The sequence below is a fragment of the Mycobacterium sp. NPDC003449 genome, from assembly GCF_053588415.1.
Genome location: NZ_JBSFPX010000147.1, coordinates 1 through 19530 on the forward strand (window position 1 = coordinate 1; position 19530 = coordinate 19530).

Below are 19530 nucleotides of genomic sequence, written 5' to 3' on the forward strand. Positions count from 1 at the left end.
GCCCATCCGCGCCGGAAGATGTCACCGATGGCGCGGCGCTGGCCGGGATCGGTGACGATGATGAACGCGACGGCCAAGGCCGGGCTCGCGGGCCTCGGCCGCCAACTGTGCGTCGAGTACGGAGGTGACCTCCGGGTCAACACCGTGCTGCCTGGACCGATCCTCACCGGGTTGTGGGACGACATCGGCGACGACGACCGGCGAACGAGCGCTGCCGCCACCGCACTCGGACGACTCGGAATGCCAGACGAGGTCGCATCGGTGATCTCCTTTCTGGCCTCGGAAGCCAGTTCCTACGTCACGGGAGCCAGCATCCCGGTGGACGGCGGCTGGAGCGTCACGAAAGACTCATCGTGAGATCGCGCGTGGTCACCACCGATTGGCGGGCTTTCGGGCCTGCGCTCGAGTTGGGGGAGGGCGCGCGCCTGGTCGACGACCGCCTGTTACTGGTCGATCTGCTCAGGGGGCGGCTGTACGGCGCGGATCGATCCGGCGGTGACCTGTCGCCGGTCGGGTCCCTGGCGGTGCCGCTGGGTGCGGTGGCGCCGATCGCCGGCGCGCCAGGGCAGCTCATCGCCGCGGCAGGCAATGGAATAGCTTTACTGGACTCAGATTTCGCGCCGCACTGGGTCGCGACGTTGGGCGATGACGCGATGGTGCCGGTACGCATGAACGACGGGGCGTGCGATCCGGCCGGTCGGTTCTGGGCGGGCATGATGGCCTATGAGCCGACACCGGCGGCCGGTGCGCTGTACCGGGTGGACCCCGACCTGACTGTGACCCGGGTTGTCGAGGGCGTCGCGATTCCGAACGGTCCCGCGTTCGACGCCGCGGGCGCGGTGATGTACCTGGCCGACAGCGCAGCGGGGTTGATCTACCGATACTCCGTAGGTGCTGACGGAGAACTCAGCGGCCGTGACGAATTCGCCAACGTCGACGGATCGCCGGACGGGATGACCGTCGACGCCGAGTCCCACCTGTGGTCGGCGATCTGGGGCGCCGGTGAGATTCACCGTTACTCGCCGTCTGGTCGGCTCGTGGAAGTGGTTCCGGTGCCTGCGCGTCAGCCCACCAGCATCGCGATCGGCGGTGGCCGGATAGTCGTGACCTCGGCAACCCACGGATTGGACAGCCCCGGTCCGCATGACGGGCGCACGTTCGTCGCCGACTGCGCCGTCGAGGGTCTCCCGACCGCGGCCTTCCAACGTCGGTAGACCGTCGGCTCCGCCTGTGGATGAAGTCAGGGTTGGGGATAACTGCCGCTGTCGGCGCCGGTGTTGTCGGAGCGTGGCCACACGGTGTGGTCATGACTTCCATGACACGGGCCGAGATCGGCGCATTAGGCGAGCAGCTGGCCGTCGACCATCTGAGCGCGCAGGGCATGCATACGCTGGCCCGTAACTGGCGGTGTCGCTACGGCGAACTCGACGTGATCGTCGAGGACGCCGGCTCGCGCACCGTGGTGTTCGTCGAGGTCAAAACACGTACCGGCGACGGCTTCGGTGGACTGGCCGAGGCGGTCACCGCGCAGAAGGTGCGGCGCATCCGCCGGCTGGCCGCGCTGTGGCTGGCCGAGCAGGACCGGCGGTGGGCCGAGTTGCGTATCGACGTGATCGGGATCCGGATTGGGCGCAGCCGCACGCCCGAAATCACCCATCTGCGGGGGGTGGGCTGAAATGGGGCTGGGCCGAGCGTATTCGGTGGCGGTGCGCGGGCTGGACGGCGTGATCGTGGAGATCGAGGCCCACATCACCTCGGGGCTGCCGGGCATCCATCTGGTCGGGTTGCCCGACGCCGCATTGCAGGAGTCCCGCGACCGGGTCCGTGCCGCGATCACCAATTGCGGCAACGACTGGCCGATGTCGCGGCTCACGTTGGCGTTGTCACCGGCCACGCTGCCGAAGATGGGGTCGGTCTATGACATAGCGCTTGCCGCGGCGGTGCTGTCGGCGCACCTCAACAAGGACTGGCCGCGACTGGAGAAGACCGTGCTGCTCGGCGAACTCGCGCTCGACGGCCGGGTACGTCCGATTCACGGGGTGCTGCCCGCGGTGCTGGCGGCCAAGCAGGAAGGCTGGCCGACGGTGGTCGTGCCCGTCGACAACCTCGCCGAGGCGAGCCTGGTCGACGGCATCGAAGTCTTCGGCGTGCGCACATTGGGGCAACTGAAGGCGTGGTTCGCGAACAAGACCGACCTGTACGGGCGGACGGTCGCAGGCGAGCGGGCCACTGAGCCTGCCGCCGACCTCGCCGATGTGGTGGGCCAGGGTCAGGCCCGCTATGCCGTCGAGGTGGCCGCCGCCGGGGCGCATCATCTGATGCTCACCGGTCCACCCGGCATCGGGAAAACCATGTTGGCACAGCGTGTTCCCGGCCTGCTGCCGACGTTGTCGGATGAGGAATCGTTGGAAGTGACGGCGATCCATTCGGTCGCCGGGTTGTTGGCGAGCGACACCCCGCTGATCACCCGCCCGCCGTTCGTCGCTCCGCACCACACGTCGAGTGTCGCGTCCCTGGTCGGTGGTGGCAGCGGGCTGGCCCGGCCGGGTGCGGTGAGCCGGGCCCACCGGGGCGTGTTGTTCCTCGACGAGTTCGCCGAAATGGGCACGAGCGCACTGGAAGCATTGCGGACCCCGTTGGAGGACGGGGAGATCCGGTTGGCCCGCCGCGACGGGGTGGCGTGCTACCCGACCCGATTCCAGTTGATCCTGGCGGCCAACCCGTGCCCGTGCGCCCCGCCCAATCCGGTCGACTGCATCTGTTCCGCGCAGGCCAGGCTCCGGTATCGGGGCAAGCTGTCCGGGCCGTTGGTGGATCGAGTGGACCTGCGGGTCCAGCTGCATCCGGTCACCGCGGGCGCATTCACACCGGAGGCCGGGGAGTCGAGCGCCACCGTGCGGCAACGCGTGGCCGCGGCCCGCCGAGCCGCGGAAGAGCGGTGGGGACCGCACGGTATCCGCACCAACGCCGAAGTCGGTGGATCACTGTTGCGGCGCGAATTCCGGTTGCCAAGGGCCACGATGCGGCCGCTGAGCATCGCGCTGGACCGCGGCGCGATCAGCATGCGAGGCGCAGACCGTTGTCTTCGGGTCGCGTGGACGCTGGCGGACCTGGCCGGCCGGACCATACCAGCGCTTGAGGATATGTCTACTGCCTTGAGCTTTCGTCAGAACGGTGGTGTGTCATGACCGATGTGGAGCGTCGGGCGTGGGCGTATCTGTCCCGGGTGGCCGAACCACCGTGTCCGGAGTTGACGGCCCTGGTCGCTACTCTTGGGCCGGTCGAGGCGGAGGCCAAGGTGAAGGCCGGCGACGTCGAGTCGAGCTTGGCGCGATGGGTCGATGCCAGGCGTGAGATGGATTGTGCCGACCATGATCTCGCGATCCTGGATCGAATGGGCGGGCGGTTGATCACGCCTGCCGACGACGAATGGCCGTTGTTGTCGCTGACCGCCCTCTCCGGGATAACGAACCGGCCCAACGGGCATCCGCCGCTGGTGCTGTGGGCGGTCGGGCCGGCCCGCCTCGACGAGGTGTCCGGCCGCGCCGCGGCCATTGTCGGCACCAGGGCGGCAACTGCCTACGGCGAGCATGTCGCGGCCGATATCTCGGCCGGCCTGGCCGAACGCGATGTCACGGTGATCTCCGGTGGCGCGTACGGAATCGACGGGGCGGCACACCGGGCCGCCCTGGCCTGTGAGGGGATCACGGTGGCCGTGGTGGCGGGTGGAATCGACAACCCCTACCCGGCCGGGCACAGCGCATTGTTCCACCGGATCCGACGGGAGTGCCTGCTGGTCAGCGAGTACCCGCCGGGCACGCCGCCGGGGCGGCTGCGCTTCCTCACCCGCAACCGCCTCGTCGCGGCGCTGTCGGGGGCCACCGTGGTGGTGGAGGCGGGCCTGCGCAGCGGTGCGGCCAACACCGCCGGATGGGCCAGGGCGATGGGCCGTCAGGTGGGTGCGGTGCCCGGGCCGGTCACCTCGGCGGCCTCGGCGGGCTGTCACGCACTGCTGCGCGACGGCGCCGTGCTGGTCGGGCGGGCGTCGGAGGTGGTCGAGCTGGTCGGACACATCGGCGAACTCGCGCCCGATGAGCAACATCCGTCCGGGCCTCTCGATGAGCTCGGGCCGGACGAGAAGCGGGTCTATGACGCCCTGCCTGCCCGGGGCACCTCCACCGTGGACGAGATCGGGGTAGCGGCCGGGCTCGCGCCGCACCTGGTGCTGGGTCCACTGGCCATGCTGGAGATCGCCGGGTTGGTGGCGGGCGACGCTGGCTGCTGGCGGTTGGTCAGGCGTCGGTCGGGATGAGTGCGGGCAGCACATTGTGCGTGGACTCGAGTCGGCCGAGTCGTCGGTCCGCACCGCCGTCGCCGACCGTTGTCAGAGCCCCCGCTCGCTCGGGAGGTGGTTACTGCCGACGCGTGCCTTTCCTTGATGCGGGTGGTCCGAGGGCTCGCGTCCCGTCGTTGCGATCATGTGGACGAATCTGGCGCGCAGGGGGTCGGCGATCCGATCGTCCCATGTGGCGATGAGGGGGAAGGAAACGTCCACGTCGGTGAGGTCGACGTAGCGAACTCCGTTGACACGCACTGAGCGCGTCAGATCGGTGACGAGGGCGACGCCGAGGCCCGCGCTCACCAACCCCAGCTGGTTCATCACGGTGTCGCATTGTTGGGCGACTCGCGGCGTGAACTCGCCGACCGATTCGCACACGCGAATCAGTTCGTCGTAGTGCCATCGGCCGATTTCTCGGCTGAAGAAGATGAAGTCTTCGTTGCTGAGATCGCTGAGCCGGACGCCGTCGGTGTCGTGAATCCGGGGGTGACTGTCGGGGACGGCCAGCAGTAGACGTTCGGCGAGGACCGGTGTCTGTGCGAGTCGTTTCGAGTGCAGTCCGCGCCGGACCAGGCCTATAGCGAGCGTGCCGGCTTCCAGCGCGTCCAGTTGGTCGCGTGTGTTCATCTCCCGAATCTGCAGCTGCACACCGGGATACCTCTTTTTGAACTGCTTGATCACGCGCGGCAGAATTCCTGGTATGGCGGTGGGGACGGCGCCGACCGACAACGTACCTGTTTCGGCCGACGCCGCACCTGCGACACGAGCCGGCATCAGGTCCAGGAGGTTGAGTACTTCGTAGGCCGCTTCGAGCATCACCTCACCCGAGGCGGTGAGTTGGGTGCGGTGTGAGCCGCGGTCGAACAGGGTGGCGCCCAACTCACGTTCGAGAGCCTTGATCTGAGTGCTCAGCGGAGGCTGCGACATATTCAACCGCCGGGCTGCTCTACCGAAGTTCAGTTCCTCGGCTACGGCTACGAAGTAGCGCAGGTGGCGTAGCTCCATAAGCGCGCATCATATCCTGTACGTATCGCGGAGCGTCGAAAACATGTATTGGATATATCGCTGGTTGGCGGTGACACTCGAACCATGACGACGGTAGAGACGGCCGCGGGACGCCCCGACACCTTGACCAACGACGAGCGAGTCGGTCGGCTCAACAGGTTCGCCGGCCTCCTGCGAACACGTCAGATCGACGCCGCGATCATCGATTCCGCGGACAACATGCGGTACCTGTTCGGCTACTCGGCAACGGCGGTCATGTACCAGTGCTGCATCGTGACCGCCGATGGCACTGTACGAGCGGTCGTCCGAAAGATCGATGAGCCGGTGTTCTCCGCGACGTCATGGGTTGAGGACCGGGTGACGTACTCGGATTGGGACGATCCGTTCGACGTCTTGATTGCCGAGATACGTCAGATGGGTCTCGCCCAAGCGACCATTGCGCAGGAGCTTGATTCGAACTACTTGAGCGTTCGTGATTACCAGCGGATCGTCGCCGGCCTTCCTCGCGCCCGATTCGCTGATGTCTCCGGTGTGGTTCTCCAGATGCGGGCACAGAAGTCGGCGAGTGAGATCGAGGACCACCGGCGGTCGGCTGCGATCGCAGATGTTGCGATGGCAGCAACTGTTTCCGCGCTCGCCGAGGGGGTCAGTGAGAGGGAACTCGTCGGGGCGGGCTATGAAGCCGCGCTACGTGCAGGAGCCGACAACAACGCCCCACGGATCGTCCTGCTCGGCATGGGGTCGAAGAGCACGCACTTCCATGGTGGAGTCGGAGACCACCGACTTGAGGTCGGCGAGCCGGTTCACATCGAGTTGCTCCCACAGTCCAACGGTTACTCTTCGCGGCTCATGCGGCCGGCGCTCCTGGGGGATGTCCCGAGTCGACTTCAGTCCGACTTCGACCAGTTGGCACATATCCAGGATCTGCAGTTCCAATCGGTCCGTCCAGGACTGGCTGCGAAAGCGGTCGACCGAATCGGGCGAGAAGAGTTGGCGCGAGCCGGCATTCGTCCGAGCTTCACGCACAACACGGGCTATGGCCTCGGCATCATCACCGGACCCAAACTGGCCGACTTCGCCCACCTGTTCACCCCGGTGGCGGACTGGGAAGTTCTGCCCAACATGGTGTTTCACATGTACCTGTCCGCATCGGGTATCTCGATCAGCGAAACGGTGCGGGTAACCGAAGACGGTATCGAATTGCTCACGCGCACTCCGAGATCCATCCAACTTGGCCGCCCATGAGGCGTGCGCCGAGACAGACGTCGAACCCATATCCGCCGGCCACTATCAAAGGAACCAGAATGCTGCTTCAGACCGAGACGATTGCAGAACCGTCCTTCAGTGCTGCGCGTGCGGATGTCCGTATCCGCAGCTTGGAGGCATTCAACCTGACCCTGCCTTACGACAACGACTTCAAGCCCTCATGGCAACCGGGCCTGGCACGAGCGGACCGCGAGTTCACTCTCGTCAAGCTGGTCACCGAGGGCGGGGTCATCGGTTGGGCCGGCGCCGATGGGCACCAGGCGGGTGCGATTGACAAATGGGTGACGCCGTACCTGGTGGGGCTGCCAGTCACTGCCGCGGAGTCGATCTCGGCTGTTCTGCGCCAGGCGGGGGCGAAGTGGTTCATCGACATGGCCGTGTGGGACGCGATCGGCAAGATCGCCGACCTGCCGCTGCACCGGTTGTGGGGCAGCGTCCGTGACGTGCTTCCGGGCTACGCCAGCACCAGCATCCTGCGATCCCCGCAGAGCACAGTCGAGTTGGCACACAGTTATGCGAGCGAGGGGTACACCGCGGTCAAGCTTCGATTCCACCGTGACGACGTCACGAAGGACCTCGAAGTTGTCGACGCCATGCGAAGCGCGCTACCTGACATGACGATCATGGTCGACGCCAACCAGGCGACGCATCTGCCGTCTCCGCTCAAAGACGTGCCGTGGGACTACTACCGGGCCCTGACCGTCGCACGCGAGCTTGAGGCCCGCGACGTTCTGTGGCTCGAGGAGCCGCTCCCACGACATGACATCGACGGGCTGGCGCGGCTGGTCGAGGAGACCGACATCTATATTGCCGGCGGGGAAGCGAACACTGGACTGCATGAGTTCCGTCGCCTTATCGACGCACGGGCCTATGACATTATTCAGCCTGATTGCACTCTGTCGGAGGGGATTTCGCAGATCCGCAAGATCGCCGCTTATACGGAGATGAGCGGTCTGCACTTCATCCCGCATCACGGCCTCAGTGGTCTGGGCCTCGCCGCCACGATGCACCTGGCCTGTACGGTTGCCGGTCCGATGTGGCTGGAACTGATGTACGAGCCTGGCGTTCGCTCCCTCGACGAGTACCAACGCCTCGGCGGAATCATCTCGTCGCCGCCGATCACGGTCGACAAGGATGGATACGTACGACCGACCGAAGCTCCCGGGCTGGGCGTTGAGATCGACGAATCCGTCATCGCCAAGTTCGAGAACTAGCGGCTGCGTCGGGGCGCCGGACGGCGCCCCGGCGAGCCCGAGCGTCAGCGACGGTCGTATCCGCCGGGGTGGGTGGCGTGGTGGAAGGGGCGCCGTGGATGAGCCCGGACTGAATGCTGTCGACGCGGCTGTTCAACGTCGTGTGACGTCTCTCGCACGCGCCGCCGCCGAACGCGGAACGGTCACGGCCCAGATACCGATTCTGCAAAAGCAGGATCCACGCAAGTTCGGCGTGGCCATCGCGACGAGCAACGGTGACACCGTCTCCTTCGGAGATGCGGATGAGCCGGTGTCGATGCAGAGTGTGTCGAAGGTCTTCGCGCTGTGCGCCTTGGTGTCCCGCGACGCTGGGGCGTGGAGCCGGATCGGGTGGGGCCAGTCGGCCCATGACCACAATTCGGTGGCTGATCTGGATCGCGAGCTGCGGCCTGCCAACCCGTTCGTGAACGCCGGAGCGATCACCGTCACCGATCATCTCGATGTTCTGGTCGGCAGTGCGTCCACTGCGGTGCAGAGCATGCTGCGGTCGCAGGCTCGGTCAACGTCCTGGTCGATCAATGAGCGGGTCGCGACATCGGAATCCGTTACAAGCCACCGTAACCGGGCGATCGCACACTTGCTGGCAGAGCGCGGACTGCTCTACCGAGATCCCGATGCGGCGCTACGGGAGTACTTCAAACAGTGCGCGATCGAGGGGAGCGCCCGCGATCTCGCGTCGGCCTCGTTGTTCCTCGCCGATACCGACCACCGCTTTCAGGTGTTGGAGCGCGATGAGCGGCGCCGCATCAACTCGGTTCTGCTGATGTCAGGTACTTATAGCGCGGCCGCCGACGTCTCGTTCCGGATCGGCTTGCCTGCGAAGTCCGCCATCTCCGGAGTGATTGTGGCGGTCGCGCCGGGCAAGGGCTCCATTGTGGTGTGGAGTCCGCCTCTGGACGCGCACGGGAACTCCAGTGGTGCGCTCGTCGCGTTGGAGGCACTGGCCGGAATATTGGACTGGTCGATCTTCGGGGCCGCGCGCCGCTTTTGATTGAGGTGTGCGCGTTGCCGAGTGTTCGGACACGGCTGGAGCTGGTGTTTTCCTGCTGTGATATCTCGTGCGTATCACGACATACGCGAAACGAGTATTGGAGATATCGCCGCCGCCGGGGCAAGCTTTCGCCATGGCAATGAGATCCCGGGCACACTCCATGGTGTGCGTGCACCGCCAGGGCGGTGCCCGAATGTCGGCAGTCGGAAGAGCCGGGCGGCCGTGGGCGCGCCGGCGCAGTGCTGGAGTGAAGGCTCCGCCGACATACACAAATGTTTGCCGCACCTCGAACTCGAGTAGGAACTGTTGATGCCGAAAGATGTAAACCCGGTCGCCTTGTCTCTGGTCGGAGTGACCCAGCGCTACGGCGATGTAACAGCGGTCGACAACGTGTCGCTCGACGTGCACAGCGGAGAATTCTTCGCGCTCGTCGGACCGAGCGGCTCGGGAAAAACCACGCTCCTGATGTTGATCGCCGGATTCGAGCAACCGCAGACCGGGCGGGTCGAGATCAACGGCGTCGACGTGGGCGCCGTGACGCCACAGGATCGCAACATTGGAGTTGTTTTCCAGAATTACGCCCTGTTTCCACACATGACAGTCGAACAGAACGTTGGTTTCCCCCTGCGGATGCGTCGGCTGGCGAAGAGCGAACGGCAGCAACGGATCAGCGCTGCTCTCGAGCTGGTCCGGCTCAGCAATAAGGCTCGCATGTATCCGGCGCAGCTGTCGGGCGGCCAGCAACAGCGCGTCGCCCTCGCCCGCGCCTTGGTGTTCGGGCCGCCCATTCTGCTGCTCGACGAACCGCTCGGCGCGCTGGACCGCGCGCTGAGAGAAGAGATGCAAATCGAGCTGAAGCGAATTCAGCAAGAACTCGGCATCACCGTCATCACGGTCACCCACGACCAGATCGAAGCGATGTCGCTCGCCGATCGTATCGCAGTGATGAAGGACGGCGCTCTCCAGCAGACCGACAGCCCACAGCAGATGTACACCTCGCCCTCGACTCGCTTCATCGCGCGATTCGTCGGCGAAAGCTCCTTCGTCAGAGGCACAATCGCGCCTGACGCGCGGGGCATCGCGGTATGCGGGGTCACTGTCCCAGTCGCCAATGCTGGGCCCGCAGACGCCGGACGAGAGGTCGAGCTCGCGCTGCGGCCCGAGGTCGTCCGGCTCACGACGGCAGCGGGACACGGAATTCCGGCCACCGTCACGGGAGTCATCTACTTCGGCCCGCTGTGGCGCACCACCGTCGAATTCGCCGACGGTCAGACCGTCGTCGCCTCCGTACCCGGCACGGCGCAGCCGTTCTCAATCGGGGACGCCATAAAGGTCTCCTGGACGGAAACCGACGCCGTCCGCCTCTCGCCGGGTGACCTCGCGATCGACACATCGTGGGAAATCGAAGGAGCAGTCGTATGAAACCGTTCACATCGCCGCGCGGCAGGCGCATGGCACGGTTCGCGGTGGGCCTGGCCGCCGTTGCGGCAACTGCCGGTTGCGCCGGGGGACAACCGGCGTCCGACGCGATCGTCGTCGCATCGTATGGCGGATCCTTCCAGGATGCGCAGACAGCAGCATATTTCGAGCCGTACGCGAAGCAGAGCGGGATCGAGGTGACTGCTACTGAGGGGGCGTCGTACGACAAATTGAAGGCGATGGTCAAGAGCGGCCAGGTCGACTGGGACGTCGTCACCTCCGACGGTCCGTCCTATCTCACCGCCGCCGGTGACGACCTTCTTGAGCCGATCGACTACACCGTCGTCAAGGCCGACGGTGTACCCCAGGGCCTCAAGCAGAAGTACGGCATCGGGTATCTCACTTTCGGCCAGGTGCCGGCGTGGAGCAAGGCCGTCTTCCCGGACGGTTTGAGCGCCGAGCAGTTTTTCGACCCGGCCGTCAAGGCGCGGCGCGTACTTGGGCCCAACCCCACCTTCACCCTCGAGTTCGCCCTGCTCGCCGATGGCGTCAAGCCTGCTGATTTATACCCCCTGGACGTCGACCGCGCGTTCAAGGTTCTCGATCGCATCAAGAACCAGGTCGTCGCGTTCAAGAGCCCGTCTGATGTTCAGACGTTGATCCAGCAGGGCGAAGTGGATGCGGCGTTCGTCGGTAACGGACGCATCGAGGACGCGATTGCGGCGGGCGCGGACTGGACGTTCGGGTGGGACGACGCGATCGCCGTGACCGAGTACTGGGTGGTTCCCAAAGAGGCTCTGAATGTCAAGGGCGCAATGGAGTTCATCGACTACGCCACCTCCCCGGAGCCGCAGGCGGCGATGTCGGCGGCCATCCCGTACGGCCCGACAAATACGAACGCCTTCGATTTCATCGCTAGAGAACGTGCTGCCCGTCTGCCGGGGAGCCCGGAGAACGCCGACCTCGGCGCCACTCTCGATGCTGCGTGGTGGGCGGAGAACCTTCCTGACGTCAAGGCACGGTGGGACCAGTGGCTGCTGCACTGACGACAACCCGTTCACGGGCAGCGTCTTGGTACGTTCTGCCCGGCCTGATCGTCCTGGCAATCGCCTACTTCTTGCCGCTGCTCAACGTCGTGCCCCAGCTCTGGGCAGACGGTGGAGTGTCGATCGCTCAGGCCATCAGCCCGCTGTACCTGCGCGTCGCGGCAAATACGCTCGTCATATCGCTGATCACGACGGTGATCACACTCGTGGTGTCGTTCCCTCTCGCCTGGATGATCAGTCGAGCCAGCGGGGTCCGCCGACTGCTGTTGATCCTGCTGGTGCTGGTGCCGTTTCTCACCAGCGTGTTGGTGAGGACCTTCTCCTGGGTCGTCATCCTGGGGCGTAACGGAGTCATCAACTCGGCTCTGCAGGCACTAGGACTCACCGACCAGCCCCGTGAAATGCTCTTCACCACTGGGGCGGTCGTCATTGCCCTGGTCCACGTGACCATTCCGCTCATGGTGTTCTCCTTGGTCACGGTCATGCAGCGCGTCGACACCCGCACACTCCTGGTGGCCCGCAGTCTCGGGGCCGGCTCGGCGATGGCGTTCCTCCGCGTCATCGTGCCCTTGTCCATCCCGGGGATTCGCTCCGGTGCGATCCTGGTGTTCCTGTTCTCGATGGCTACTTTCATCGCTCCCGCGGTCCTGGGGGGCAAGGATCAGACGATGATCGCGCAAGTCATCCAATCGCAGATCGAGAACGGGTACAACTGGAGCCTTGCCGCCTCACTGGGCCTCGTCCTCGCCGTGATCGCGTTGATCGTCGTAGGCCTCATCGGATTGCTCACCCGGTGGCTGACCCCGTGGCAGAACGCACGGCCGGGCACGCGAACGATGTCGCCTTCGGCGACCAGCGTGCCCAGTACTGTGCTGCGCGAGCAGTTGACCACCCGGCACCGCATCCCGCCGGCCATCCGCCGGGTGGCCCGGGCGGCGTCCTCGGTCGGACGGCACACATACCTACCGCTGGTCACGATCTTCATGCTGCTGCCCCTGGTTGTCCTCTTCCCGGTGGCTTTCAGCGACGGCGACACGATTGTCTTTCCGCCACGCACCTATTCCTTGCGATGGTTCGAATCGATCGTCACGAACCCGGATTGGGTCAATGCAGCTGGCACCAGCCTGCGCATCGGCGGGGTCGTCGCGGTGGTGGCCACCGCACTCGCCGTGCTGTTGGTTCTGGGACTGGGGCGCAGCCGCAATCCCTTGACGGGTGTGATCGAGTCGATAGCCATGGCTCCGCTGAGTGTCCCGACGGTGGTGTTCGCTGTCGGTGCATATCTCGCCTACGCCGAGCTGTTCCGGTTGACCGGTCGCGCTATCCGCCTCACCGACAGCGAGATCGGCATCATGATCGCTCACACAGCACTGACCGTTCCCTTCGCGTTCGTCCTGGTTTCGGCCGCCTATGTCGGCGTGGATGCGACTTTGGAGCGGTCCGCGGCAAGTCTCGGCGCGTCTCCACGGCGCATCCTGGGGCGAATTACGCTGCCGCTGATGGCCCCTGGGCTATTGGCGTCGCTGTTGCTGTGCTTTCTGCACTCGTTCGACGAGTCGGTGGTGTCGCTGTTCTTGAGCGGTCTGCGCGTGACCACGCTCCCGCGGCTGCTGTGGGATGGCATTCGTTTCGGTACGTCGCCCGATGTCGCGGCAGTCTCGGCTCTGCTGCTTCTCCTCACCTGCATCACCGTCGCGCTGATCGGCGTGCTGCTCGCTTGGCGGCAACGGCAGCTGAAGCGGACCGACTTCGGGCTGTGAGCTGACTGGCTATCCGTCTGAGGGGGCCAAGAGGGTCTCCAACATGTATTGGCGCGACCTCTTGATGCCGTCGGCGGCCACTGCGCGGATCGTTTCCTCGTCGCCGGTCTTGATGGTGTCGATCAAATTGCCGTGATTGACGCTGACGTATCGAGGCCGCCCCAGCTCGCCTCGAAGGTTGAAGAACCTTTCGACTTCCTCGTGCAGGGAGTTGATCATCGGCACGATGAGCGGCACCCGAGCGACCTCGGCGATGCCCACGTGCAGCAGTCGATTGGCCTCATTGAGGTCGGCTTGTTCTGCGCCGTCGGCGATGGTGGCGGCTCGCAGCACCTCCAGCCGCGCGAAGTCTTCAGGAGAGCCGCGTTTGGCGGCGAGCGCCGCCGCTTCGGGCTCGAGGAGTAGGCGCAACCGGTACGTGTCCTGTATGTCGTTGACATCTATGGATTTAACGAACGTCCCCTTGCGGGGCATGACGACGACGAGGCCCTCGCGGCGGAGCAGATTGATCGCTTCGCGGATGGGCGTCTTGCTCATCCCGTAATCACTCGCCAGCGACGATTCGACGATGACCTCCCCGGGGCGCAGCTTGCACCGGATGATGTCGCGCTTGAGGGAGACATATGCCTGATCCGCCAACGACGAGCCCACACCCAACCTCCACTCCATGGCCGTTCCGCACAGTAGCGCGGCCGGATCGAGATCCTGATCGACTGCTGCCGAGAACCTCTTGACAGCCGATGTGCCCAGTGTATCGTTCCTGTGAAATATCACACCGATTTCAGATGGTGACGATCTGTCTCGGGTCGAATCGACGGGTAGGCGGTGGGATGATGACGCAAACACCCAGCAGGGCTGACGTGCCGGAAGTCGAGACCAATCGCCTTTTCCGGATCCTCGGCACAATCGAACGTGCGGGAAACAGACTCCCACATCCCTTTTGGCTCTTCTGGTTCTTCACAGCGGTGCTCGGAGTCGTCAGCGTCATCCTGGCAACGCTTGGAGTCGTGGTAACGCTGCCCTCGTCGGGCGACGTCGTCGAGGTCAGGAACTTGCTCTCGATGGAGGGCTTGAAGTTCGCTGCGGAATCCGCACTCGACAATTTTGCCGGGTTCCCCCCGCTGTCGGTGATCATCGTCGTACTGCTCGGCGTGGTCATCGCGGAGAGCAGCGGCCTGCTCACCGCACTGCTGCGAATCACCGTCGTCAGGTTGCCCGATCGATGGCTGACCTTTGCGATCGCTTTCAGCTCGATGATCGGCCATGTCATGGGCGACTCGGCGTACCTCGTCATGATCCCGTTGGGCGCGCTCGCCTTCCGAGCTGCCGGACGTAGCCCAATGCTTGGACTGATGGTCGCGTATGTGGCCACGGCCGTCGGTTTCAACGCCAGTCCGCTTGTGACCCCCTCCGACGCCATCCGCTCGTCCCTGGCTACGACGGCAGCCCAGACCGTCGATCCGAACTACGTGGTGACACCCGTATCCACGTACTTCTTCACCGCGGCGTCCTCGGTGTTCCTGTCGGTCGTGATCGCCTTGGTCGTCGACTTTGTTCTGGCCAAGCGACCCGACCTGGCTCAGCGGCCGACCGCGGAGGACGACCGTGCCACCGCGGCAGCCTTCAACGTCGCCATCCCCGGGGTCACCAGAAACGAGTCGGCGACGACCGACGATACGATCGCGATCGCATTGACTGTGCGTGAACGACGCGGCCTCAAACTCTGCGCAGCAGTGCTCATCGGCTACGTCCTTGTCGTCGCAGCGCTGCTCCATCCCGGCTCGATGATGCGTGGCGGCGGCGGCAGCATCGTCCAATCGGTCGTCGTGGTGAACATCGCTGTGTTCATCGCCCTACTCTTCGCGGTTCTGGGCATCGTCTACGGCCGCCAGGTGGGCACGATACCGTCGCTGAGCGCCGTTCCTGGAGTGATGGTCGAAGGCGTCAAGTCCATCGCGCCGGTTATCGTCCTGTTTTTCGCCGTCTCGCAGTTCCTGGCTTATTTCAAGTGGACGGGTATTGGCAATGTCATCACTGTCGAAGGCGCCGATCTTCTGAAATCCCTTGAAGCTCCGCACCTGATCATCTTGTTGACCGTGGTCGTCACGATCAGCTTCCTGAATATGATCATCACCAGCGGAGCGGCGATGTGGTCGATTCTTGCGCCCGTGATCGTTCCGGTAATGATGTATATCGACCTCGCACCCGAAGCGGCGATGGTCTCGTTCATGATCGGCGACTCGGTGACCAACTGCGTTACGCCGATGAACGCGTACTTCGTTCTTGCGCTTGGGTTCATGCAGCAGTACCGCAAGAATGCGGGCGTTGGCACGCTGTTGTCGTTCACGGTTCCCGTAGCCTTCACGGTTCTGGTTTCCTGGTCGCTGTTCTTCGTGGCTTGGTATCTGATCGGTATCCCACTTGGTCCCGGAGTGCCGGTGAGATGACCCACCGGTGGCGTGCCTCGATGGATACGCCCAAACGACGACTTGTAGTTCATTTTTCGAGCTCGTACTTCTAACTCCCCCGCACAACATGAAAGAGGCAACAGATGGGAACAATCGCGGTCATCGGTGCAGGCAACGTGGGTCAAGCGATCGCCGGCCACATGGCGCTTCTAGGGCACGACAGCCGAATTTTCGACCGATGGGGGCGTGATCTCGACCCCATCAAGGCGAACGACGGTATCGACTTGGTCGGTGATGTCGAGGGTCACGGTAAGCCCTCGCTGTCGACGACCGACTTGAAGGCAGCCGTCGAGCATGCAGAGATCATCATCGTCGCCACGCCCGCGTTCGCGCACCCGTACATCTCCGAAGCGCTGGCTGATGTGCTCGAACCGCGGCAGCTCGTGGTCTTTCAGCCGGGAGTGCTCGGCAGTGCGGTAGAACTGTCGCGCATGTTCGCGCTCGCGCGTCGGACACCCTGTCTGATCGCGGAGACGTCAACCAGCCTCTACACCTGCCGCATGCGGGGGCCCGCGACGGTATACATCGGCGCCATCAAACATTCCATCCACATCGCGGCTGTGCCACGATCGGCGACACCGCAGGCCCTGCGCATTGCGAGCACGTACTTCGGAGACCGGTATGTCGACGGCCAGGACACTCTGGCGGTCGGGCTGAGCAACTCAAATCCGATCTATCACGTTCCCCCGACTGTCCTCAATTTCAAGACTGTCGAAGACGCCGACTGCCACCCGCTGCATTCACTTGTCACGCCGCGTATCGGAGACGTCGTCGATGCGATGGACAAGGAGCGGCTCGGCCTCGCCGATGCACTAGGAGCCGAAGTCTCCAGCTTCTGGGGCTTCCTCAATGACGCGTACGGCGTCTCGGAGGGCACCTTCGTCGACAAGATTCGCCAGGGCTACGGCCGGCAGGGCTTCCCCGAACCCGACTCGGTGACGCATCGGTATTTCACTGAGGACGTCCCCTTCGGCTTGGTCATCTGGCAGTCGCTCGCCACGGCCATCGGGATGAAGCTGCCGCTTGTCGACGCATTCATCACCTTGAGCAACGTACTATGCGGACGCGACTTCGTGGCCGAGGGGCGTACGGTGCAGTCGCTGGGGCTTGAAGGTGCGGCAGTGCACGACATCAGAGCAGCATTCACCGACGGATTGGCGTGATGGCGGCATCGGTTTCACGGGACTTAAAATCTGAGACCTCGTGAATCGGTGTGACCGCACCGACGGGCCCGTCGAGGCCGACGACCTCGTTGCGGCCCGGTCGCTGCTCGACGAGGTGGTCGACACGTCACCAATTCAAGGCTCACGCTGGCTCAGTGAGCTGATCGGCACCCAAGTCGCGTTGAAATGCGAAAACCTGCAACGGACGGGATCATTCAAGATCCGCGGTGCCTACGTCCGGATAGCGCGTCTCAACGCCCAGGAGCGGCGCCGCGGCGTGGTCGCCGCCAGTGCAGGTAATCATGCCCAAGGAGTCGCGTTGTCCGCAGCTCTTCTCTGCGTGCCGGCCACGGTGTTCATGCCCGATGGTGCGCCAGTACCCAAACAGCAGGCGACCAGCTCCTACGGCGCCGACGTACACTTCGCCGGTCCTTCCGTCGAGGACGCCATCGCCGCCGCACGCGACTTCGCCGAACGCACCGATGCTGTGTTCATCCACCCGTTCGACCACCGTGACGTAATCGCCGGGCAGGCGAGCATCGCCCTGGAGATCTTCGAGCAGGTTCCCGAGGTCTCGACGATTGTCGTCTCCATGGGCGGCGGGGGACTCGCGGCAGGTATTGCCAAGGCGGTCGCCGCGTTCCGGCCCGACGTACGCGTCATCGGAGTGCAGGCCGAGAACTTCGCCGCATACCCGGCCTCACTCCGGGCAGGTACCCCCGTGACGGTGCCATCGGCGTCCACCATGGCAGACGGTATCGCCGTAGCCCGGCCCGGTGACGTACCGTTCCAAACCATCAAAGAACGCCTCGAACAGGTACTCGTGGTCAGCGAGGATGAACTCAGCGCAGCGCTTCTCCGTCTGCTCGAACGAACGAAGCTGCTCGTCGAGCCCGCCGGCGCAGCATCGGTCGCCGCTATGCTGGAGCACCCCGATCAGTTCGCCCAGGACCGTTGCGTCGTGCCGGTCCTATCCGGCGGGAACATCGATCCGGCGCTGCTGCTTCAGGTGATACGACACGGCATGTCGTCGGCCGGTCGCTACCTGTCCATGCGCGTACGTATGCCGGACCGGCCAGGCGAGATGGCAACGCTGCTGGCCGAACTCGCACGCTGTCGGGTAAACCTGCTCGACATCGTCCACGAACGGATCGCGCCCTCGCTGGAGACCGGAGAGGTGCAGGTGGCCTTACAAGTCGAGATCAGAGGACACCGCGATCGCGACAACCTGTGGTCACGGCTCGCCGCACTTGGCTACACCGTTGACGAAGCATCGGCCAAGGGCGCCGTTTATCACCGCAGGTCGCCGTAACACGTCAGCTGTCCCATGCGGACGAATTCGACCAGCAACCCGCAGGTTCATCGATGGACCATTATTGAACGATGTTCGGATATTCCAGCTCAGGAAGTGTTGTTGTCAGCGTGCACGCCAGGTCGAGTAGCTCTCGTTCGGTGTAAGGCAGCCCCAATAGCGACATGCCTATGGGGAGGTTTTGTGAGTCGACGCCGATGGGGCACGTTATCTCTGGATAGCCGGTTGCTGAGCCCAGGTACGTGGGGAGGTACGGATTTCCCGTATCGTATCCGTGCGAGTCATCTCGGTCGGAGCAGATCGGAGGTGCGGTGCAGGTGACCGTAGGGAAAGCCAGTATGTCCACGTTGTTTTGGGTGAATAGGTGTCTCAGAGTGTTTCGTAGAAACGGAATGACGTTGTCAAGGAGATGACGTCGGGCCGCCGGCGTGCCGGGTGATGAGCCGATCTCGTCCGCTTCGTATAGGCCTCGGAGTCTTTGTGGGTTGATTGGGTACGCCGGGCAGGTCGACGGTGGTGTGGACTCGAGCACAGCAATGAGGTCGCGCAAAGTAGTGATTGGCGAGGTCCGCAGGGTGGTCAGGTATGACTCGAAGTCCGCCTTGAACTCGTAGTTGGCAAGGGGGCGGACCACGGTGTCGGCCAGATGGTGAAGGGCCGGGGGAAGCTCGATTTCGGTTATCTGTGCGCCATGCTTGTCCAATGATCGGATTGCTTGGGTAACCGTTTCGTCTACCTCGTGATTTGCGCCAAAGTAGTCGCGAATGACGCCGATGGTGGTGTGATCGAAGCTTTCTCGACCCTGGCTGTGACGGTGTGCTTGGCTATGACAAGCCGCGATGGGTGACACGGGAACGCTTCCGGTCATGGCCGACAGGACAAGTGCGGTGTCACGAGCGGTCACAGTCAGCGGTCCAGGCATGTCGAGTGAACGGGCGTGGGGGAGGATGCCGGTGTGGCTGATGGTGCCGATGGTCGGCCGTAGCCCGAACAGACCGGTAGCGCTGGCGGGGGCACGCACCGACCCCGAGGTGTCGGTGCCAAGGCCGAAAGCGGCGAACCGGCTGGCGACCGCGGCCGCTGTGCCGCTGCTCGATCCGTATGCGGTTCGATTGACGTTGTAGGGGTTCCGTGTCCATCCGGCGATGGAGCTGTACCCGTACATGCGGGCTGATGCAGCGAGTTCTGACATGTTCGTGGTGGCGAGCACAAAGGCTCCCGCATCGATCAGTTGTTGAACCACAGCGGCATTGCGGGCAGGGTACGACCCCACCAGTGCCGCGGAGCCTCCCGTGGTCGGCAGTCCCAGGACATCGAAGTTGTCCTTCACCACGAAGGGCAGACCGTGTAGCGGCCCTCGGAGGCGGCCTCGTGCTCGTTCGTGGTCGAGTTCGGCGGCGGTGTCACGTACATCGGTATTCAGCGCACGGATCGAATTGATGTTGGGACCGGCTCGGTCCAGCGTGAGAATTCGATCGGTGTAGATGTCCACCAGATCGGTGGACGTT

The 19530-nt window shown here is 64.3% G+C and carries 17 protein-coding genes; 14 read left to right on the forward strand and 3 right to left on the reverse strand.

Annotated elements, in window-relative coordinates:
- The 5 genes from ACWDTP_RS28305 to dprA all read left to right on the forward strand — a co-directional run.
- A partial coding sequence (locus ACWDTP_RS28305; RefSeq protein ID WP_450026011.1) for an SDR family oxidoreductase occupies positions 1 to 357 on the forward strand: 357 nt, incomplete at its 5' end.
- On the forward strand, positions 354 to 1214 hold the full coding sequence (locus ACWDTP_RS28310; RefSeq protein WP_450026013.1) for an SMP-30/gluconolactonase/LRE family protein: 861 nt from the start codon (positions 354 to 356) through the stop codon (positions 1212 to 1214). The genes ACWDTP_RS28305 and ACWDTP_RS28310, both read left to right, overlap by 4 nt.
- A gap of 92 nt (positions 1215 to 1306) precedes the next feature.
- A complete protein-coding gene (locus tag ACWDTP_RS28315; protein ID WP_450026015.1) occupies positions 1307 to 1675 on the forward strand; it encodes a YraN family protein in 369 nt (122 codons plus the stop codon).
- Between the two features lies 1 nt (position 1676).
- Entirely contained in the window at positions 1677 to 3188 is a 1512-nt protein-coding gene (locus tag ACWDTP_RS28320) for a YifB family Mg chelatase-like AAA ATPase (protein WP_450026017.1), read from the forward strand.
- Positions 3185 to 4312 (forward strand): DNA-processing protein DprA, encoded by a 1128-nt coding sequence (gene dprA / locus ACWDTP_RS28325; protein ID WP_450026019.1) that lies wholly within the window; start codon positions 3185 to 3187, stop codon positions 4310 to 4312. The genes ACWDTP_RS28320 and dprA overlap by 4 nt, the downstream gene beginning before the upstream one ends.
- A 72-nt stretch (positions 4313 to 4384) precedes the next feature.
- Here the strand turns inward: dprA and ACWDTP_RS28330 are convergent, their stop codons facing one another.
- Positions 4385 to 5344, reverse strand: a complete 960-nt coding sequence (locus ACWDTP_RS28330; RefSeq protein ID WP_450026021.1) for a LysR family transcriptional regulator — start codon at positions 5342 to 5344, stop codon at positions 4385 to 4387.
- An 84-nt stretch (positions 5345 to 5428) separates the two neighbouring features.
- Between ACWDTP_RS28330 and ACWDTP_RS28335 the strand changes: the two genes are divergently transcribed.
- The 6 genes from ACWDTP_RS28335 (at position 5429) to ACWDTP_RS28360 (ending at position 13079) form a co-directional block, all read left to right on the forward strand.
- Positions 5429 to 6589, forward strand: a complete 1161-nt coding sequence (locus tag ACWDTP_RS28335) for a M24 family metallopeptidase (protein ID WP_450026023.1) — start codon at positions 5429 to 5431, stop codon at positions 6587 to 6589.
- 59 nt (positions 6590 to 6648) lie between these two features.
- Positions 6649 to 7824, forward strand: coding sequence for a mandelate racemase/muconate lactonizing enzyme family protein (locus ACWDTP_RS28340; protein ID WP_450026025.1), 1176 nt, complete (start codon positions 6649 to 6651; stop codon positions 7822 to 7824).
- Positions 7825 to 7966: 142 nt separating this feature from the next.
- The gene (glsA, locus tag ACWDTP_RS28345) at positions 7967 to 8854 is read left to right on the forward strand and encodes a glutaminase A (RefSeq protein ID WP_450026027.1); all 888 of its coding nucleotides are present in this window, start codon (positions 7967 to 7969) and stop codon (positions 8852 to 8854) included.
- Between the two features lie 309 nt (positions 8855 to 9163).
- Positions 9164 to 10276, forward strand: a complete 1113-nt coding sequence (locus ACWDTP_RS28350) for an ABC transporter ATP-binding protein (RefSeq protein WP_450026029.1) — start codon at positions 9164 to 9166, stop codon at positions 10274 to 10276.
- The gene (locus ACWDTP_RS28355) at positions 10273 to 11319 is read left to right on the forward strand and encodes an extracellular solute-binding protein (protein WP_450026031.1); all 1047 of its coding nucleotides are present in this window, start codon (positions 10273 to 10275) and stop codon (positions 11317 to 11319) included. Before ACWDTP_RS28350 ends, ACWDTP_RS28355 begins: the two co-directional genes overlap by 4 nt.
- A 116-nt stretch (positions 11320 to 11435) precedes the next feature.
- Positions 11436 to 13079, forward strand: coding sequence for an ABC transporter permease subunit (locus ACWDTP_RS28360; protein WP_450026043.1), 1644 nt, complete (start codon positions 11436 to 11438; stop codon positions 13077 to 13079).
- 9 nt (positions 13080 to 13088) lie between these two features.
- On the opposite strand, the gene ACWDTP_RS28365 is transcribed toward ACWDTP_RS28360, so the two are convergent.
- Positions 13089 to 13730 carry a GntR family transcriptional regulator gene (locus ACWDTP_RS28365; RefSeq protein ID WP_450026033.1) on the reverse strand — a complete coding sequence of 214 codons (642 nt, stop codon included), beginning with the start codon at positions 13728 to 13730 and terminating at the stop codon, positions 13089 to 13091.
- A gap of 182 nt (positions 13731 to 13912) precedes the next feature.
- On the opposite strand from ACWDTP_RS28365, the gene ACWDTP_RS28370 reads away from it, so the two are divergent.
- The 3 genes from ACWDTP_RS28370 to ilvA all read left to right on the forward strand — a co-directional run bounded on the left by ACWDTP_RS28370 (position 13913) and on the right by ilvA (position 18022).
- On the forward strand, positions 13913 to 15526 hold the full coding sequence (locus ACWDTP_RS28370; RefSeq protein WP_450026035.1) for an AbgT family transporter: 1614 nt from the start codon (positions 13913 to 13915) through the stop codon (positions 15524 to 15526).
- 104 nt (positions 15527 to 15630) lie between these two features.
- Positions 15631 to 16710, forward strand: coding sequence for an NAD/NADP octopine/nopaline dehydrogenase family protein (locus ACWDTP_RS28375; RefSeq protein WP_450026037.1), 1080 nt, complete (start codon positions 15631 to 15633; stop codon positions 16708 to 16710).
- A gap of 115 nt (positions 16711 to 16825) precedes the next feature.
- The gene (ilvA, locus tag ACWDTP_RS28380; RefSeq protein ID WP_450026039.1) at positions 16826 to 18022 is read left to right on the forward strand and encodes a threonine ammonia-lyase; all 1197 of its coding nucleotides are present in this window, start codon (positions 16826 to 16828) and stop codon (positions 18020 to 18022) included.
- Between the two features lie 61 nt (positions 18023 to 18083).
- On the opposite strand, the gene ACWDTP_RS28385 is transcribed toward ilvA, so the two are convergent.
- Positions 18084 to 19530: amidase (locus ACWDTP_RS28385; RefSeq protein ID WP_450026041.1), on the reverse strand; the 1447-nt coding region annotated here is incomplete at its 5' end.

What these genes read in the sequence shown, in the direction of transcription:
- ACWDTP_RS28315 (WP_450026015.1), top strand. Translation starts at nt 1,307, where the DNA reads ATGACTTCCATGACACGGGCCGAGATCGGCGCATTAGGCGAGCAGCTG.
- ACWDTP_RS28320 (WP_450026017.1), top strand. Translation starts at nt 1,677, where the DNA reads ATGGGGCTGGGCCGAGCGTATTCGGTGGCGGTGCGCGGGCTGGACGGC.
- dprA (WP_450026019.1), top strand. Translation starts at nt 3,185, where the DNA reads ATGACCGATGTGGAGCGTCGGGCGTGGGCGTATCTGTCCCGGGTGGCC.
- ACWDTP_RS28330 (WP_450026021.1), bottom strand. Translation starts at nt 5,344, where the DNA reads ATGGAGCTACGCCACCTGCGCTACTTCGTAGCCGTAGCCGAGGAACTG.
- ACWDTP_RS28335 (WP_450026023.1), top strand. Translation starts at nt 5,429, where the DNA reads ATGACGACGGTAGAGACGGCCGCGGGACGCCCCGACACCTTGACCAAC.
- ACWDTP_RS28340 (WP_450026025.1), top strand. Translation starts at nt 6,649, where the DNA reads ATGCTGCTTCAGACCGAGACGATTGCAGAACCGTCCTTCAGTGCTGCG.
- ACWDTP_RS28350 (WP_450026029.1), top strand. Translation starts at nt 9,164, where the DNA reads ATGCCGAAAGATGTAAACCCGGTCGCCTTGTCTCTGGTCGGAGTGACC.
- ACWDTP_RS28355 (WP_450026031.1), top strand. Translation starts at nt 10,273, where the DNA reads ATGAAACCGTTCACATCGCCGCGCGGCAGGCGCATGGCACGGTTCGCG.
- ACWDTP_RS28370 (WP_450026035.1), top strand. Translation starts at nt 13,913, where the DNA reads ATGACGCAAACACCCAGCAGGGCTGACGTGCCGGAAGTCGAGACCAAT.
- ACWDTP_RS28375 (WP_450026037.1), top strand. Translation starts at nt 15,631, where the DNA reads ATGGGAACAATCGCGGTCATCGGTGCAGGCAACGTGGGTCAAGCGATC.